The organism is Stappia sp. 28M-7 (assembly GCF_014252955.1).
Classification (GTDB): domain Bacteria; phylum Pseudomonadota; class Alphaproteobacteria; order Rhizobiales; family Stappiaceae; genus Stappia.
In genome coordinates this window covers 3,347,426-3,364,656 of sequence record NZ_JACMIA010000001.1, presented here as the reverse complement: position 1 = coordinate 3,364,656, position 17,231 = coordinate 3,347,426, and the positions used below count along the sequence as shown (strand labels likewise).

General features: G+C 66.5%; 10 protein-coding genes. 5 read left to right on the top strand and 5 right to left on the bottom strand.

Going from position 1 to position 17,231, the window contains the following annotated elements:
- Positions 1 to 2: 2 nt before the first annotated feature.
- On the bottom strand, positions 3 to 1,052 hold the full coding sequence (locus H7H34_RS15095) for a DUF2336 domain-containing protein (protein WP_185925657.1): 1,050 nt from the start codon (positions 1,050 to 1,052) through the stop codon (positions 3 to 5).
- A 190-nt stretch (positions 1,053 to 1,242) separates the two neighbouring features.
- Positions 1,243 to 2,412, bottom strand: a complete 1,170-nt coding sequence (locus tag H7H34_RS15090; RefSeq protein ID WP_185925656.1) for a protein phosphatase CheZ — start codon at positions 2,410 to 2,412, stop codon at positions 1,243 to 1,245.
- Positions 2,413 to 2,539: 127 nt separating this feature from the next.
- Here H7H34_RS15090 and H7H34_RS15085 point away from each other — a divergent pair, with 127 nt between their 5' ends.
- The gene (locus H7H34_RS15085) at positions 2,540 to 3,784 is read left to right on the top strand and encodes an MFS transporter (protein ID WP_185925655.1); all 1,245 of its coding nucleotides are present in this window, start codon (positions 2,540 to 2,542) and stop codon (positions 3,782 to 3,784) included.
- Positions 3,785 to 3,819: 35 nt separating this feature from the next.
- On the opposite strand, the gene dgcA is transcribed toward H7H34_RS15085, so the two are convergent.
- Positions 3,820 to 4,803: an N-acetyl-D-Glu racemase DgcA gene (gene dgcA, locus H7H34_RS15080; RefSeq protein ID WP_185925654.1), complete on the bottom strand. Its 984-nt coding sequence runs from the start codon at positions 4,801 to 4,803 to the stop codon at positions 3,820 to 3,822.
- Positions 4,800 to 5,813: an N-acetyltransferase DgcN gene (dgcN, locus tag H7H34_RS15075; RefSeq protein WP_185925653.1), complete on the bottom strand. Its 1,014-nt coding sequence runs from the start codon at positions 5,811 to 5,813 to the stop codon at positions 4,800 to 4,802. Before dgcN ends, dgcA begins: the two co-directional genes overlap by 4 nt.
- 253 nt (positions 5,814 to 6,066) lie before the next feature.
- On the opposite strand from dgcN, the gene H7H34_RS15070 reads away from it, so the two are divergent.
- Genes H7H34_RS15070 through H7H34_RS15055 form a run of 4 tightly spaced genes read left to right on the top strand, consistent with a single transcriptional unit; the run spans position 6,067 to position 10,322 of the window.
- Positions 6,067 to 7,212, top strand: a complete 1,146-nt coding sequence (locus H7H34_RS15070; RefSeq protein ID WP_185925652.1) for an ABC transporter permease — start codon at positions 6,067 to 6,069, stop codon at positions 7,210 to 7,212.
- The gene (locus H7H34_RS15065; protein ID WP_185925651.1) at positions 7,213 to 8,022 is read left to right on the top strand and encodes an ABC transporter ATP-binding protein; all 810 of its coding nucleotides are present in this window, start codon (positions 7,213 to 7,215) and stop codon (positions 8,020 to 8,022) included.
- An 18-nt stretch (positions 8,023 to 8,040) separates the two neighbouring features.
- A complete protein-coding gene (locus H7H34_RS15060; protein WP_185925650.1) occupies positions 8,041 to 9,690 on the top strand; it encodes an MlaD family protein in 1,650 nt (549 codons plus the stop codon).
- A gap of 20 nt (positions 9,691 to 9,710) precedes the next feature.
- The gene (locus H7H34_RS15055) at positions 9,711 to 10,322 is read left to right on the top strand and encodes an ABC-type transport auxiliary lipoprotein family protein (protein WP_185925649.1); all 612 of its coding nucleotides are present in this window, start codon (positions 9,711 to 9,713) and stop codon (positions 10,320 to 10,322) included.
- A gap of 569 nt (positions 10,323 to 10,891) precedes the next feature.
- Here H7H34_RS15055 and H7H34_RS15050 read toward each other — a convergent pair.
- Positions 10,892 to 16,459, bottom strand: coding sequence for an apolipoprotein A-IV repeat region-like domain-containing protein (locus H7H34_RS15050; RefSeq protein ID WP_185925648.1), 5,568 nt, complete (start codon positions 16,457 to 16,459; stop codon positions 10,892 to 10,894).
- Positions 16,460 to 17,231 lie beyond the last annotated feature (772 nt).

Below are 17,231 nucleotides of genomic sequence, written 5' to 3'. Positions count from 1 at the left end.
CCTCAGTTGAAGGCGCGCTGGCTGCCGGGATGTCGCATCGTCCGGTACATGTAGACGTCCTGCGCCACCGTCTTCGAGCCGATCCCGAGCCATTCGCATCTCAGGCGCAGGAACTGGCCGTAGGTCTTGTGCCCAATGCCGGTTTCCTTCATCAGCATCGCGACGGCACCGCCCGCCTGCGAGGCGAAGGTGTCGCGCACGGAGGAATCGCGCAGCGATAGATGGCGGGACACCAGCCAGATGATGCTGTTCATGTCCTTGCGCTCGACCAGCGTCAGGAAAATGCTCTCGAAACCCAGTTCTCCGGATGCGATCTGGATATGGAGCTCGTGGCGGGAGAGCTGCTGGCCGTCGATTTCCAGCCCCGCGTCCCGATCGTCATCCACTGCAGTTTGCGCCAGCCGGTCCAACTCGTCCTGATTGTCGAGCGCGCGCTCGAGGTTGGCGGGCATCAACGGGCAGTCCGTCTGGGAGATCATTTTCATGTCGCCGAGGAAGCCCTCGTCCTGCGTGCAGCGCCGGGCGAGGGCGCCGAGCAGTCGCTGGTCCGCCGCCGACAGGATGAGGACTGCAAGCATCGCCCGGACGGCGAATTCTGCCCCCTGGTTCTGAAGCAGGGCATTCACCACCGGAAACGTGCCGCGAGCGATCAGCGTATCGACGATCTTGTTGGGGACATGAAGCCGGCGGGCGATGGCCAGGCGATGGCGATCGGACCGGTTGCGCGAGACCTCGAGCAGCTTTGCGGTGCTGACGACCGGGGAATATTCCAGAACGGGTTCGCTGATGTCGAAGGGCTCTTCGGTGAGGCGGTCGGCAAGCGGCTGGGTAATGCGCGAGGTGCGGGCAAGACGCACGACGATGTCGAGGCGGACGGAATGATCGAGCTGGTCGAACACGTCCAGCACAAGCCCCGAAAACAGATGGCGCTCGGCTTCGGTCGGCTCGCGTTCGAGCCTGTCGGAATATTGGGCGCTGAGCAGACGCACGAGTTCGGACCGGGCCGACGGCTCATGTGTCCTTGCCAGTTCCTCCAGCCGGTCGTGGATCATGCCCCTCCATCCATTGCGATGTCTGCTTCCAGCTTGCAGAGCTACCTGTAATCCTTGCAGGCCCAAGAGAAAACTGCGGCGTGCTGCATCCGCCGCGTCGCCGTCTCTCCCCGAAACTGGCGGCCGCGGTCAGCGCAGCTTCCCGGCCTTATGCCGGACCAGGTCCTCATCCCCGTCCGGGCGGAGCAGCCTAGCTGAACAGCGACTGCTTCTCACCGGGCGAGAGGCGATCGAGCGGGTCCTCGCCGTCGTCGACGCTCTCGGGCCGCGCCTTGGGCGCAGGAGCCGCGTCGACTTTGGAGATGACCTCGAATTCGGCTTCCCAGGCGGCGGTATCCTCGTCATCGACGATCACCACGTCGTCGAAGTCGTCCTCGGCGGCAGCGCTTGCCGGTGCAAGGGACGGCTTCTCGAAGACGTCCGCATCGGCAAATTCGATGTCGTCAAACTCGAGGCCAGCCATCTCGCGGGCGTTTGCCTGCTCCTGGCTCGCCTCTTTGCCGGCGTCGAAGATATCTGCGTCGCTCTCGCTATCGGTATCGACCGTTGCAAAGAGAGCGTCGATCTCGTCGGCAGAGGCCGTCTCTCCGGAAAAGGCGCTCGCCTCATCGGCAGCCTTGTCCGCTGCATCCGGCGTGTCGAACTCGACCGCGCTGACATCGAACATCTCGTCGACCGCGTCCTGCGACACGCCCTTGCCGTCGAGCTGGGGCCCGTTGAGCAGATGCGCATCGGGCCGGGTGTCCTCAACGAACGTGGTGTCCTGGGCGCGGCTGCCTTCCAGGCCCCAGATGGAGATCATCAGGTTGATGCGCGATTCCAGATACTGCAGCACCTGGACGATCTTCTGGGTGCGCTGGCCGGTCAGGTCCTGGAACGAGCAGGCCATGAAGATCTCGGTCGCACGCGCATCGATGTCGTCGCAGCTTTCCTCGTCCGCGCCGTTTTCGCGCAGTGTCCAGGCGGTCTCCTGGATCGCCTCGGCGGCCGCGAGGATTTCCTGCGTCGCGCTTTCGGTCTTGGTGACGATGGCGTCGAGCTCGTTCGAGGCCTCGATGAAGCGATTGCCCTCTTCTTGCTCGTGCTTGATGTTGGCGATCTCGCGCTTGGTGCGTTCGATCGCCTCCTGCATGTCGGCAATGTCGAGGCGAATGCGGTCGATGCTGGGGACGGTGCGCTCGCGCACCAATGCCTTTTCCAGGCGGGCGATGGCGTCGAGCACCATCTGGGTCTCCGGCTTCTGGTTCCGGCGCATGTACTCGCTCAGGAACCAGCGACCGCGATCCGTGTCCGTCAAGGCGTTCAGGAGCGCTTCGTAGTCGCTTTCCCGGATCGCGCTCGGCGTGCCCATTTCAGCCATAACTGTCGTTCCGCGTTCCTGATCCGTCTCGGTCTCGGGTCGTCCGAAAGCCGTCGGTCATGCTTAATCGCCAAATCCTTAAAATCGGTATAGAAGGCAGTTCCTCACGGTTGGCGGATGCTTTCACATGCCCCTTCACGCAAGGGTTGCGGCGATCTTCGCAGCCTATTTCTTCGGCCTCGGCCTGTTTCTCCCGTTCTTCCCGCTAGTGCTGTCCGAGGCGGGATTGAGCCCGGGCGAGATCGGTACTCTGCTTGCCATACCGATGCTGGTGAGGCTTGCGGCGAACCCGCTGATCGGGGCCGCTGTCGACCGCTTCGGCACACCCGGGCGCGCGCTGGCGCTGCTCAGCATTCTCGCCGCTGTTGCGTTTTCAGGCTTTTTTCTCGCAAAGAGCTTCCTCGCAAGTGCCTTGCTGTTGGTGGTCATCTCCATTGCCTGGTCGCCGTTGATGCCTTTGGGGGATGCACTGGCGGCGCGCGTTGAGCGTGAGGGCAAGGGTGACTACGGGCGCATGCGGCTCTGGGGATCAGTCTCGTTCATCGTTGCCAATGTGATCGGCGGATCCCTGATCGGCGAGTGGACGACCGGGGTCGTGGTCGGTGGCATCGTCGCCGGCCTGGTTGCAGCCGCAGCGGCGGCGCTCAGCGTCAAGCTGCCGCGAATCCAGGTCGATGAAAACGAATCGGTCTCGATTGCCTCCCCCGACATCGCGCTTGCCGAGGTGATGGAGGACGAGGCACCGGGGCCCGTGCCCGCCAATGGGCGCCGAAAGGGGCTGGCGGCACTGCTGCGCGAGGGGGCGTTCGTGACGCCGGGCTTCCTGCTGGTGATCCTGGCGGCAGCCTGCGCGCAGGCCAGCCATGCGGCCTATTACGCCTTCAGTGCGCTCCTGTGGTCGCAGACCGGTGTTTCCGGCACGGCGGTGGGCATTTACTGGGGACTGGGAGTGATCACCGAGATCGGCCTGTTCGCCGCCTCAGGCCGGGTGCGCTCGGTGCTGGGCGTCAACGGCCTTCTGGCCATCGGCATTGCCGGCGCGGTCCTGCGCTGGATCCTGTTTCCGTTCGTGGAGGATCCCGTCTCCATCGTCCTGGTGCAGCTGCTGCACGGGCTCAGCTTCGGTGCGACGCATCTCGGCGCGGTCGCATTCGTCGCGCGCATGGCGCCGCCGCAATGGGCGGGCGCTGCCCAGGGCGTCAACTCGATGGTGATCGGTGCCGTGACGGCGCTGGCATCGGCGATCGCGGGCATGCTCTATGCGTCGAGCCCGGTTACCGCCTTCGTGGCGATGTCTGTGCTTTCCGGCATCGGCGGGCTGTGCCTGATCGGCGGACTGGTCGTCTCGGGCCGGGCGAAGCGGGCAGGCTGAGAGCTGCCCGGATTTCCGGTCCGAGCTTCGTCCACCTAGCCCCAGAGCTCGGGGCGTGGCGGGTGCATCAAGCTGCCGTCGAAGACGAGACCCGGCTCCCGGTCCTTGGACAGCAGGAGCGGTGCGTCGAGATCGACATAATCGGCGTCTTGCGCGACCAGTGCTCCCGGCGCCATCGCCAGCGACGTGCCGAGCATGCAGCCGATCATCACCTTGAAGTGCATCTCGCGGGCCTTGCCGGCAAGAAGAAGCGCTTCGGTCAGCCCGCCGGTCTTGTCGAGCTTGATGTTCACCGCATCGTAGAGCGGGGCAAGGCGCTCGAGATCCGTCGAGGTGTGCAGGCTTTCGTCGGCACAGACCGGAATGGGGCGCGGCAGGTGGGCAAGGCCCCCATCCGCATCGGAAGGCAGGGGCTGCTCAATCAGCTCCACCCCGGCCGCGCGGCAGGCCTCCATGTTGCGTGCAAACAACGCCTCGCTCCAGGCCTCGTTGGCATCGACGATCAGCCGTGCATTCGGTGCGGCAGCGCGTACCGCGGCGATCCGCACATCGTCGCCTTCGCCGCCGAGCTTGATTTTCAGCAGCGGGCGATCCTTCGCCTTCGCCGTGTCGGCGGCCATCTTTTCCGGCGTGCCGAGGCTGATGGTGAAGGCGGTGGTGACGGGGCCCATCTCACTGATGCCGGCGAGTTTCGCGGCGCTCGTGCCGGCCTGCTTGGCGGCAAGGTCCCAGAAGGCGCAGTCGATGGCGTTGCGCGCCGCGCCCGCCGGCATCGCCTGCTGCAGGCCGGCACGGTCGAGCCCGCGGGCGATGTCGGGCGCGATGCGCTCGATATCGGCCATCACGCCCTCGACCGTTTCGCCGTAGCGGGCATAGGGAACGCATTCGCCGCGGCCGCGATGCGGCCCTTCGCTCAGCGTGACCATCACCACATTAGCGTGGGTCCGGCTTCCCCGCGAGATGGTGAAGCCGCCCTCGATCGGCCAGCTGTCGGTGGCAACGCTCAGCTCGACGGTCATGGCTTGCCGAACTCGGTCGCGATCCGCTCGACGATGCTGTCGCAGCCGAAGCGGACGGGGTCGGTCGCCGGCAGGCCGTATTCGGCCTCGGTGTCGGCGAGCAGCTTGCGCGCCTCGGCCTCGTCCAGCGCCACCGTGTTGATGCTGATGCCGACGCAGCGGATGTCCGGATTGGTGAGCTTGCCGAGCGCCACAGTCATGTCGATGACCTGTTGGATCGTCGGCAGCGGTGTCTTGACGCCGCGCATGTTGGTGCGGGTCGGCTCGTGGCAGACGACGAAGGCGTCGGGCTGCGAACCGTGCAGCAGGCCGAGGGTCACGCCGGCGAAGGACGGGTGGAACAGCGACCCCTGGCCTTCCACGAGGTCCCAGTGGTTTTCGTCGGCGGCCGGCGAGATCCATTCCGCAGCGCCCGAGATGAAGTCCGCGATCACTGCGTCCAGCGAGACGCCGCGTCCGGAAATGAAAACGCCGGTCTGGCCGGTAGCGCGGAAGTCGGCGTCGAAGCCCTTGGCGCGCATCGCCTGTTCCAGCGCCAGCGCGCAGTATTTCTTACCGACCGAGCAGTCGGTTCCAACGGTCAGCAGCCGCTTGCCGCTGCGCTTGGTGCCCTTGCCGGTGTCGAAGCGGATGTCGGAATGGCGTACGTCGAACAGCTTGCGGCCGTTGCGCTCGGCCGCCTCGCGGATGGCGGGCACCGCGCCGAGGCGCATGTGCAGCCCGCTGGCCACGTCCATTCCTGCATCCAGGGCAGCAACGATGGAGGCGACCCAATGTTCGGGGAGCACGCCGCCGGCATTGACGGCACCGATCACCATGGTCCGCGCGCCGGCCTTCGCGGCGTCCTGCGGTGACATGTCGGGGAGTTTCGCGTCCGCCTTGCATCCGTCCAGCCGATGCTGGCCGAGGCACCAGTCGCGCCGCCAGTCAACGATGCCGAGGCCTGTCTTGGCGGCCAGGGCGTCCGGCACGTCGCCGAGGAACAGCAGGTAGGGATGGGCGATTTCCATCGTGGTCTCCTGATAGTCGGAATTTTCCGGACTGGTCGGCCAGGCGCTTGCCGGGCGACAGCCAGACGTTGGCAGGACCGTACGCCCGCGAAAGCGGTGGCCGGGTGGACGCTTGCATTGGCGCCAAGGTATACGTGGTGCCTGGGAGGCTCGGCAAGGGGGCGGGGCCGCCCGACCGGTCTCCTCATGCGAGGAGGAGGCAGGCAGCCCGGCTGCCGGACTCAGGATCCAAAGGGACGGGACGACAGCTGGCATGACGGTTGATGCAGCACAGGAGATACCGCGTCTCACGGCGACGGAGAAGGACGGCGACCTGCTCCTCGTGCTTGCAGGGCCCTGGACGATCCATCACGGCGAGATTCTCGAACAGGCCGTCGAGGGCATCGACGCGCCGTCCGGCGGTCGTATCCATATCGACCTGTCGCAGGTCGGGCGACTGGATACGGCGGGTGCCTGGCTGATCCACCGCTTGCGCGGCGACCTGGAGTTTCACGGCTCGCGTGTCAGCCTGCAGGGGGCGCTCCCGTCCTTCGATGCGCTGATTTCCGAGGTCGAGCAGCACCACCCGACTCCCTGGGCGCCGGCGCGTCACAAGTTGTCGCTGTTCAGCATTCTCGAGACGACGGGGCGCGAGGTCGTCGGTATTGGGCGCGACGCGCTCGCCATTCTCCACATCGTCGGGTCCCTGGTCAGCGTGCTGTCGGGCGTGTTCCTGCGCCCGCGGAGCCTTCGCATTGTCTCCATCGCCACCCAGTTCGACAGGGCCTGTATCGGCGCCGTGCCCATCGTCATGCTGATGAGCTTCCTCATCGGTGCGATCATCGCCCAGCAGGGCGGCTTCTACCTCCGGCAGTTCGGTGCCGACGTCTACGTGGTGGACCTGTCCGGCGTGCTGGTGCTGCGCGAGATCGGCGTGATTCTCACGGCGATCATGGTCGCGGGACGGTCCGGGTCCGCGTTCACCGCCGAGATCGGCTCGATGAAAATGCGCGAGGAGATCGACGCGCTGCATGTCATCGGGCTGCGGGTCACGGAAGTGCTGATCCTGCCGCGGCTTTTCGCGCTCATTCTCGCCCTGCCGATCCTGACCTTCCTGTCCAACCTTGCTGCCCTGTTCGGTGCCGGGTTGATCTCCTGGCTCTATCTCGACATGGCGCCGCGGGTCTTCATCAACCTGATGCAGCAGTCGGTTACCGTCGACACTCTGATGGTGGGCATCGTCAAGGCGCCGTTCATGGCGTTGATCATCGGCCTTGTGGCCTGTGTGGAAGGCATGAAAGTCTCGGGTTCGGCCGAGTCGCTTGGCCATCACACGACCATGTCCGTCGTGAAGGCGATCTTCATGGTGATCGTCGTCGACGGCCTGTTCGCCATCTTCTTTTCTTCGATCGGGATCTGAATGCCGTCCGATACTGCCCTTGCGCCGCCGACCGCGGACGAGACGAACGCGCCCGGCGAGGAGGTGATCCTGCGCGCCCGCGGCGTGACGGTCGGTTTCGGCTCGACGGTGGTCCTCAAGGATCTGGATCTCGACGTGCGGACACGGGAGATCCTGGGCTTCGTCGGCGGATCGGGCACCGGCAAGTCGGTGCTGATGCGCGCCATTCTCGGCCTCACGCCGAAGCGGGCCGGCACCATCGAGGTGTTCGGCGTCGATCTCGACAAGGCCTCGCCGGAGGAACGGCAGGCGGTGGAGCGCCGCTGGGGCGTGCTGTTTCAGCAAGGCGCCCTGTTCTCCTCGCTCACCGTGCGGCAGAATATCCAGGTGCCGATGCGCGAGCACATGCGCATGTCGCAGCGGCTGATGGACGAGCTCGCCCTGTTGAAGCTGGAAATGGTCGGCCTGCCGCGCAATGCGGCGGAGAAGTTCCCGTCCGAGCTCTCCGGCGGCATGATCAAGCGGGCGAGCCTTGCGCGCTCGCTGGCCCTCGATCCGGACCTCGTCTTTCTCGACGAGCCGACGTCAGGTCTCGACCCGATCGGCGCGGCGGCATTCGACGATCTGGTGCGCAAACTGCGCGATACGCTCGGCCTCACTGTCTACATGGTCACTCATGATCTCGACAGCCTGCATTCCATTTGCGACCGCGTCGCGGTATTAGGAGAAAAGAAGGTGTTGAAGACGGGGACGGTCGTCGAACTCATGGAATTCGACAATGCCTGGGTGCAGTCCTATTTCAACGGCGAACGCGCGTTGCGGCGGGTATAGGCAGGAACAGGCGTAAGCATGGAAACCCGCGCGAATTATATTGCCATTGGTGCATTCGTCTTCGCGACGCTCATTGTCGGTTTTGTTTTTATCTACTGGCTCGGCAGCCGGGCTGAAGGGCCGCGCGCGTTGCCGGTCAAGGTCGTCTTCAATGGGGCGGTGACCGGGTTGTCCGTCGGCGGCGCTGTCAATTTCAACGGCATCAAGGTCGGCGATGTCGGGGAACTGGGCTTCGATCCGAAGGATCCACGCGTCGTGATTGCGACGATCCGCGTCAGCCCGACCACGCCCCTGCGCAGCGACGTCAAGGCAACACTCGGGTTCCAGACGCTTTCGGGCATTGCCTATGTCGATCTGTCCGGCGGCTCGACCAGCGCGCCGCTGCTGCTCGACCCCAACGACGAAGAGCCTCCGGTCATCTATGCCGAGAAGTCGGCCTTCGAGGATATCGTGGAGGGTGCGCGGGACATTCTCAGCCGCGCCGACACCACGCTCGCCTCGATCGAGCGGGTGGTGAACGACAATCGTGAGGAAGTGAACAAGATCATCGTCAATGCCCGCGTGTTTTCCGATGCGCTGGCGAGCAATGCCGATGGCGTCGATAATTTCATGGCGAGCGTCGCCAGCACCGGCGAGGCGCTGCAGAGCCTGTCCGGCCGGCTTGAAGGGCTGGTCAACAGTGCGACCGCCGTTGTCGATGCGGTACCCCCCGGCCGTGTGACCGAGATCGTCAACAATGCCGCCGAGGTCACGTCCAAGGCGGCAGAGGCGGCAGACGGATTGACAGAGCTCGTCGCCAATGCCGAGGGCGCGGCCCAGGAGCTGCAGCAGTTCGCTTCAGGCCTGACGGCCAGCCTTGCCAAGGTCGATGCGGTGATCGAGACCGTCCGTCCCGAGGCGATCACGCGGATCGTCGACGGCGCTTCGGCCTTTGCATCCGTGCTTCAGGAGCGGTCTGCGGATATCGACCGGCTGGTGGTGTCCTCGACCCGGACGATGGAGAACCTGGAACAGGCCAGCACGTCCCTGGCCGAGGGTAAGGAAGACATTCGCCAGGTCCTGGCGGATGCACGTGCCATCGGCACGCAGCTCGTCGCCACCGTCGACCGGATCGACCAGGTGGTCGCTGCCGTGGATCCGGAGCAGGTCAAGAGCCTGGTGGCGTCCGTCGAGCGCTTCTCAGGGGAGATCGCCGGCAAGACGAAGATCGTGACCGATGCCATCGAGAAGGCCGGCGAAGCGGTCGACAATGTGAACGAGTTCAGCCAGAGCCTTAAGGGACGCGGCCCGCAGATCGACCAGATCGTCCGCGATGCGCAGGAACTGGCCTCGAAGCTCAATGCGACCGGGACCCGCGTCCAGAGCGTCGTCGACAAGGTCGACGCGATGGTGGAGGGTGACGGCGAGGGACTGATCGCCGAGGCGACGCAGGCGGCCGCGTCGATCCGCAAGGTCGCCGACGTGCTCGCCGAGCGGGTCGGACCGATCACCAGCGGGCTGGAGCGTTTCACCGCACGCGGCTCGACCGATTTCTCCAATGCCATGGCACAGCTCAGCCGCACGCTGCTGGAGATCCAGCGCACGGCGGCAGACCTCAACCGCGATCCGCAGCGCGTGATCTTCGGCGGGCCGGACAAGCCGACCTTCGGAGGTGCGCAGCGGCGATGATGCGAAAAGTGGAGTTTTGTATGTGTGGGACGGGTCGCGTCAGGGGCGCAGTGACGGCCGCAGGGCTGTCGCTGGCACTTCTGCTTGCCGGTTGCGGCTCCGCGAGCACCCCGGACGCCTATTACGGGCTGACCACGCCGACCGTCACGGAAAAGACCGTGCCGGGGCGCAGCGGCAGCATCCAGGTCCTGGTGCCTGCGCCGCGCGCCCTGCAGGCGCTCGATACGGCGTCCATTGCCGTCGTCGATGCCGGCCCTGTCTACACCTATTTCCCCAAGGCGGCCTGGACGGACACGCTGCCCAAGGTGGTGCAGGCAAAGATCGTCCAGTCGCTGGAGAACACCCGCGGCCTGCGCGGCGTCGGTCTGCCGGGCGAGGGACTGCTGATCGACTACCAGCTTCAGACGGATCTCAGGTCCTTCCAGCTGCAGATCGACGGCCAGAACCGCGCAGTGGTCGAGGTGATGGCCCGTCTGGTCAACGACCGCAACGGCCGCACCAAAGCGAGCCGCATCTTCCGGGCAGAAGCCCCGGCGCGCAGCACCAACGTGCGCGACGCGGTCGATGCGATAAATGCGGCAACCGACAGCGTGCTGCGCGAGATGTCGACCTGGGTCCTGTCCAACGTCTGATCGGCGCGAGCTTGGCGTCCTCGCGGCCGTCGTCCAGTTGTCATCACGGGTCGGGCGGCGCCTTGCCCGGGACGACGTTCTGAGAATGGCCTGCCCACATCCCCTCTGCCGTCACCCCGGCCAAGCGAAGCGCGCGCCGGGGCCTATTCGTTCCCAGAGCGGCGGTGAGGGCACGCCGACGCGCGCCCACGCCCCGCCTGTCGTCCCGGTCTCGGCACAGCCGAAGACCGGGATCCAGTAACCCCGAACGCTTCGGCTCAGACCTCGGCACTGCCGCGAGCCCCCTCGCTCAGGGGGGCCTGGTTGCGCAAACCCACACGCTCCGGCGGATGCTGGATGCCTGCCTTCGCAGGCATGACAGCCGAGAGTGGGGTGAGCGCCTTCTGCCTCACGCCTGCCGGGGTTGCCATTGGCTCCCGGTTCTGCGCTTCGCTTGACCGGGATGACCTCCGAGGGGGAGCGACCTTTCATCCCCTCTGCCCCCAAACGACAAACGCGGCCCCGAGGGACCGCGTTTGCTTTTGATGAAACCGTATCCGGGCAGGGGGGGCGATGCCGCCCCGCCGCGATCAGTCGAGCCGGCCGCTGGCATGCGCCAGCATGGTGTAGACCTTGCCCGTATCGGACGTCAGGTAGGTCTGGCTCATGATGTTGTCGCGGTCGTTGCGGGAGACCTGGGACAGCAGCTGCTCGAAATCCACGAGGTAGCGGTCGACAGCCGAGCGGAACTCGGCATCGCGCGCGTACTTCTGGCGGATCTCGTCGAAGGTCTGCTGGCCCTGCAGGGTGTAGAGGCGGCGCGTGAACACGTGCCTCTCGCCCTGCTTGTAGCGGTCCCACAGGTCGATGAACGTCTCGTGGTCGATCGCACGGGCGATGTCGATCGACAGCGAGTTCAGCGACTCGACCATCTGCAGCGGTGAACGGCCCTGGGGCTCGTCACCAGCCGGCGCCTCGTCCTGCGACGCACGGCGCAGCAGGTCGGAGACCCAGCCCTTGCCCTGGCCGCCGCTGCGAGGAGCCTCGGCCTGCGGTGCGGGCTTGGGAGCGTCGAAGTCGCTCAGCGTCTTGCGGCGCAGCTCGCCGCGGATCTCTCCGCCGCGTGCGGGAGCCGCAGGCTGCTGCTGCTGACGCGGTGCCGCCGGCTCCGGTGCAGGAGCCTGGCGGGCAGGCGCTGCAGCCGTCGCAACATTGGCGAGCGTGGCGGTCGCCGCGCGCTCACCGGCGCGCGAGGTGTCCAGCACGTTCGACTGGCGGGCGACGATCTCCGACAGCTCGGTCAGCGCGCGAACCTGCTCGCTGACGATCTTGCGCAGGGCCGACGCGGACTGCTCCGCTTCTTCCGGCAGGTCGAGAATGCCGCGCTTGAGTTCGGCGCGGGTCTTCTCCAGCTCGCGGTGGACGTCGCGGGCGACGTCGCGCATGCGGGTCGTTGCCTCGGTGAAGCGCTCGGAGGCCTCCGAGAGGGTCTTCGACATTTCGGCGACGATGTCGTCCTGTGCGGCACGCACGGCCTCGCGGGCCTTCTGGCCCTCCAGGCCGGCCGACAGGCGCATCGACTCGAACTGCTCGCTCACCGATGCGGTTGCCGCCTCGGCCGCGGCCGTCAGCATGCTGGTCACCTCGCGGCTCTTCTGGTCGGCCCCGGTCAGAGCCGATTCGAGCTGCTTGGAGAAGGTGCGCATCAGGCTGTCGACCGCCTCGGTCTTGGCGAGCAGCGTGTCCGCCACTTCCTCGATCGCGGTCTTGCGCTCGCCGACGCGGGCGTCGACTTCGCGGTTGGTTTCGTCGAGGTTCTTGGCGGCTTCGCTCAGCATGCGGCCATGGTCCTCCAGGCGGCTGGCCAGCGAGGAGATGTCGCTGAGGACCTCCTGCGAGACCTGCTTGAGGACCGAGGTCTGGTTCTCGAGAGAACCGGCCGAGGCCGTGGTCTCGCTGAGCGCCCGGTCGATCGCCGTGCGGAACTCGCCGGCGCTGCGCGACAGGGACGTCTCCACCTTGCCGAGGTTGTCGCCGGCATTTGCGACGACGTCGCTGAGCAGGCTGTTGGACTCGGTCAGGCGGTCCAGCAGGGCGGTGATGTCGCTCTCCAGCTGCGCCTTGGTGCTGCCGAGAACTTCTGCCGCCGACGTGCTGCGCTCGTCCAGCGTGGCGACCAGCGCGTCGCCGGCTTCCACCAGCTTGCGGGTGGCATCCAGACCGGTACGGGCGAAGTTGTCGGTGACGTCGCGGCCCTTGACTGTGATGGCTTCCAGGATTGCGTCGTGGATTTCCGACACGCGCGAGGTGAGGGCATGCGCCCGCTCCTCGATGGCGTTGACCATTGCGTTGCCGTCCGTGCCGAGCAGCTGCGACAGCGTGCCGGCGCGCTCGTCGAGCGCCTGGTTGAGCGCATCCGCGCGGGCCACCAGATCTTCGGCAACTGCGTTGCCGCGCTCGGCCAGCAGGTCTGCCGCGGCACGAACCGCGCCAGCCACCTGCGAGCGCACGCCGTCGGCTTCGCCGGAGACGGTGTTGCGGATTTCCTCGACCGTGCGGGCAAGCACCATGCGGGCCTGCTCGCTCTCTGCCGACAGGGTGCTCGCGACATCGGCGACGGTGCGGGTCAGGTCTTCGCGGACCTTGTCGCTCTCGCTGCCGAGGGCGCCGCTCATCTCGCCGAGCGTGCCGACGAAGAGGGTGCGGGCCTTCTCGCTTTCCGCAGCCAGCGAACGGGCGGCTTCGCCCACAGCCGACAGCAGCAGCTCGCGGAGGCGTTCGCCTTCGCTCGACAGGTTGCCGGTGGCGCCGGACAGGGAGGCGATGATGGCTTCTGCGGCCTTCTCGCTCTCGCTCTGAAGGGCACCGCGGGCCTCGCCGACCGAGCCGAGGACGATCTGGCGCAGACGCGCTCCTTCGCCTTCCAGCTTGGTGGTCGCCTCGTCCAGCGTGGTCTCGATGATCTCCTTCAGCTTGCTGCTTTCACCCGAAAGTGTGCCGCTGAGGCGGTCCACCGTGCCGCCGGCCTCGATGACGACCTCGGAGAGGGTCTCGCGGGCGCGCTCGGTCTCGCTGGTGAGCGTGCCGGTGATCGCGGCAAGGCGCTCGGCCAGCATCCGCTCCAGTTCCGCAGAGCGGCTGTCCAGGGTCTCGGCGACCTCGAACACCTTGGAGCCGAGCGACACGTTGATCTCCGCGATGCGGTCGGACAGCGTGTCGGTGAGCTCCTGGCTCTGGCGCGACAGCACGGCGCCGGCGTCGGTCAGGCGCTGGTCCAGCGACTTCGACATCTCGGTCTGGCCATCGACGAAGGCGGCGGCGATCTCGCGAGTCCGGGCGATCAGCGTCTCGCTGATCTGGCGGGCACGCGCGTCCAGCGCCTGGTCGATGCGCTCGGTGCCGAGCGACATGGTGTTGGCAAGGTGCTCGGCCTTGTCGGACATGGCGTTGGCCGCCTGCTCGACCTTGGAGCCGATCGAACCCTCGAAGGTGACGAGATGCTGCTCGATCGCCTCGCCGATCAGGCGCGAGCGCTCCGACAGGCTGGTGCCGATTTCCTCGGCGCGGCTGCCCAGCGTCGCGCCGACCTGGTCGACCTTGTCGGACAGCTGCAGGGTGATCGCCTGCGAGCGGTCTTCCAGAAGGTCGGACAGGGCGACGGTGCGCTCGTTGAGGGTCTTCTCGAACTGGCCGGTGCGCGCGTCCAGCGTGGTGGACAGACGCTCGATACCGCCGGACAGGGTCTCGTCGAAACCGCTGATGCGGGTGTCCAGGGCTTCCGCCATGGTTGAGGCACGCAGGTCCAGGGTCGAGGTCAGCGTTTCGATGCCGCCGGACAGGGTCTGGTCGAAGCCCTGGATCCGGGTGTCGAGCGCTTCCGCCATGGTCGAGGCGCGCAGGTCCAGCGTCGAGTTCAGCGACTCGATACGGCCGTCGAGGGTTTCGCCCAGCTCGCTGGTGCGCCGCTCGAACGAGGCCACCAGTTCGGTGCCGCGCTCGCCGATCAGGTGCTCCATCTGCTCCAGATGGCCGCTGAGGCCGCTCTGCAGGCTTGTGCCGCGCTCGTCCAGGGTCTGGCTGAGGCGATCGCCGATGGAGGTCAGCTCGCCGGCAACGCGCTCGCCGCGCGATCCGATGAGATGGGCCAGCTCCGTGCCGGTCTCGGACAGGGTGCGGGCGAAGTCGCTGGTGTGCATCGACAGCGAGGTGCCGAGCGTGGCCGAGGCCTCGTCGAGCGCCGCGCGGAAGGCACGTGTCTGCCCGTCGATGAGCTTTGCCATCTCCTGGCTGCGGGTCTCGAGACGCTGGTCCAGGGCCTCGCCGTTGACGGAGATGGCTTCGTGGATCTTGTCGCCGACCGAGCCGAGGCGATCGGCCAGCTCGGTGCCGCGCACGGTGATCGTCTCGGTGAGGCTGCCGGCCGTCTCGTCCAGCTTGGACGCGATTTCGCCGCCGCGCAGCGACAGGTCGACCACGATGGACTCGCCGGTGCCGCGCAGGATTTCCGCCACTTCGCTCGTACGCGAGGATAGCGTCTCGACGATCTCGGCGCCCTTGACGGAGATGGTGTCGGTGACCTCCTGGCCGCGCAGCGAGATGCTCTCGACCACCCGGTCGCCGGTCTCAGCGAGCGAGGCATCAAGGCCCGTGACGCGGCTGTCGAGGGTCGACAGCAGGTCTTCGGTGCGGGTGGTGATCGTGTCGATCAGCTTGCCGCTGGTGAGCGACAGGTTGGCGGTGATCTCCTCGCCGCGCTGGGTGATGGTGTCGCCGACGGTCTGGCCGGTGGAGGTGAGGGCCTCGGTGATCTCGTGGCTGCGCACCGACAGGGTGTCGACGATAGAGGCGCCGGTGTTGGCCAGCGTGTCGTTGATCTCCGTGCCGCGGCTTTCCAGCGTCTCGAAGAGGTTGGCCGAGGTTTCCGCCAGGCGGTCGTTGATCTCGCCGCCGCGCAGCGACAGGGTCTCGACGAACTCGGTCGCGGTCGCCGCGAAGCGATCGTTGATCTCGCCGCCGCGAGACTCGAGCGTCTCTGCGAACTCGCGGCCCGTACGGCTCATGCTGTCGACCAGCGTCTCACCGGTGCCGGTGAGGCGGGCAACGTAGCTCTCGCCATGCGAGGCAAGGTTCTCGATGAGCTCGCCGCCGGCGGTGCTGAACGTATCGGTGATCTCGCGCACGCGGCCGTCGACGGTTGCGTTGAACTCGCTCACGCGGGCCTCAATGGCGCCGGTGAGGCGGTCCGTCGCGGTGTCGGTGATCTCGCCGATCTTTTCAGACGTTGCCTGCAGCTGGGCTGCAAGGCTCTCATGCGCGCCGGTGATGCTGTCGCGGACGCGGTCGGCGTTGGAAACCACCGCCTCGCGCTGGGTGACCAGCTCGTCGATCAGCGCGCGGATCTTCAGCTCGTTGTCATTATAGGAGCGCTCAAGCGAAGAGACCTCGTTGTGCACGAGAACTTCCAGCTCGCTGGCGCGGGCGATGGCGCGCTCGATGCCGTCGCCCATGGCGGCGACTTCGCGGCGGATGGCCTGGCCGACGCTGAGAATGGACTCCTTGGCGACGTCCTCGGGCTCTGCGAGGCGCAGGGCGACCTCGGTCATGCCGCGGGCGACGATGCGCATTTCCTGGGCGCGGAAGATCATCAGGGCCATCGCCCAGAAGAACAGCACCGGCACGACAACGGCGACCGACAGCAGGATGAGCGAAGGCGAGGACGCGATGTCGCCGGCGCTCTGGACGCTGGACAGTTCGGTGCTGAAGATGGCGGAGGCCAGCCACCAGCCGACGGCCACCCAGACGACGCTGAGGGCGAGGGCGAACCAGAACGGGGCCGAGCTCGGCCGCCGCTGCAGGGCGTAGATCAGGTTGCCGATGGTCCGGCGGTCGTCATTGGCCGCCGATGTCGGACGTCCGCCGCCGCGACCGCGCTTGGCGGATGTGCGCTGGCTGTCGGAGGTCGTAGAGGTCGCGGCGAGATCACCGGAGCGCTCGCTTGTGCTGCGCTCGGAGCTTGCCGGTCCCGCGCTCGCGGTCTCGGACCCGTTGCCGCTGGCCTTGTCGCTCTCGTCCAGGTCGCCGAAATCGATCTTCAGCGCCTCCTCGACAGCCGACAGGGCAGCCTCGGCGGGATCCTTCGCCTTCGGGGGATTTGCCATATCTAACTCGCCTCGCGTCCGTACTCGTTACACATCGGGTGCCGCGGCGCAAAACACGTCGCCGCAAGACCTTGCACAGCTTCATGGATCCGGCGATGCGCCTGAATCGTGTCGAGGAGAGGCATACTGCTTGCGTCGCCGACCGGCCTCTGGTCGCTGGACGCGGCTCTCCCAAACTTGCCGCACACCTAAAGCTAATGACACAATCTGCCGAGGCGAACAACAATTTGCAGAGTCATGACAAGGAGATGAGGGGCATGGGCAGGGCTGCGGGAGGAGGGCGGCGCGGTTCCTCCACAGGGACTGATGGCGCACAGGGTGCGCACTCCAAGGCTGGGCGGGCGCCGTCGGCCGTCCAGGCCGCATGGCTTGCCAGAGGGCTCGATCAGGCCGGCGGCAAGCTTCCGTTGTTCGACGCGGACGGACGCCGTGTTGCGGAAAAGACCATCCGCGCCTGCATTGCCGCAGGATGGGCAGAGCCTTGGTTTTCCAATCCGATCAAGCCTGACTGGCTCGTCTGTCGGTTGACGGAAGCAGGCCGCGCGGTCGCCAGATCGTCGTCGGAGAGGTGAAGCCGGCGCCTCGACGACGAGCCGTTCGACCTTGTCCGGTCGCAGCGCGACAGGCCCGCCGGCGGGGTGTTGGAGGCACAGCCCCGACGTCTGCTCGCAGGGCAAACGTTTACGCGCGTTAACCAAAGATTCACTTTGTTGGCCGGGCCGGTGGAAATCGCCGGCATGCTTAACCCGGTTTTCGCGCCTTTTAACGATTT

Coding starts and splice junctions, on each gene's coding strand:
- H7H34_RS15090 (WP_185925656.1), bottom strand. CDS start 2,412: ATGGCTGAAATGGGCACGCCGAGCGCGATCCGGGAAAGCGACTACGAA.
- H7H34_RS15070 (WP_185925652.1), top strand. CDS start 6,067: ATGACGGTTGATGCAGCACAGGAGATACCGCGTCTCACGGCGACGGAG.
- dgcN (WP_185925653.1), bottom strand. CDS start 5,813: ATGGAAATCGCCCATCCCTACCTGCTGTTCCTCGGCGACGTGCCGGAC.
- H7H34_RS15085 (WP_185925655.1), top strand. CDS start 2,540: ATGCCCCTTCACGCAAGGGTTGCGGCGATCTTCGCAGCCTATTTCTTC.
- H7H34_RS15060 (WP_185925650.1), top strand. CDS start 8,041: ATGGAAACCCGCGCGAATTATATTGCCATTGGTGCATTCGTCTTCGCG.
- H7H34_RS15065 (WP_185925651.1), top strand. CDS start 7,213: ATGCCGTCCGATACTGCCCTTGCGCCGCCGACCGCGGACGAGACGAAC.
- H7H34_RS15055 (WP_185925649.1), top strand. CDS start 9,711: ATGTGTGGGACGGGTCGCGTCAGGGGCGCAGTGACGGCCGCAGGGCTG.
- dgcA (WP_185925654.1), bottom strand. CDS start 4,803: ATGACCGTCGAGCTGAGCGTTGCCACCGACAGCTGGCCGATCGAGGGC.
- H7H34_RS15050 (WP_185925648.1), bottom strand. CDS start 16,459: ATGGCAAATCCCCCGAAGGCGAAGGATCCCGCCGAGGCTGCCCTGTCG.
- H7H34_RS15095 (WP_185925657.1), bottom strand. CDS start 1,052: ATGATCCACGACCGGCTGGAGGAACTGGCAAGGACACATGAGCCGTCG.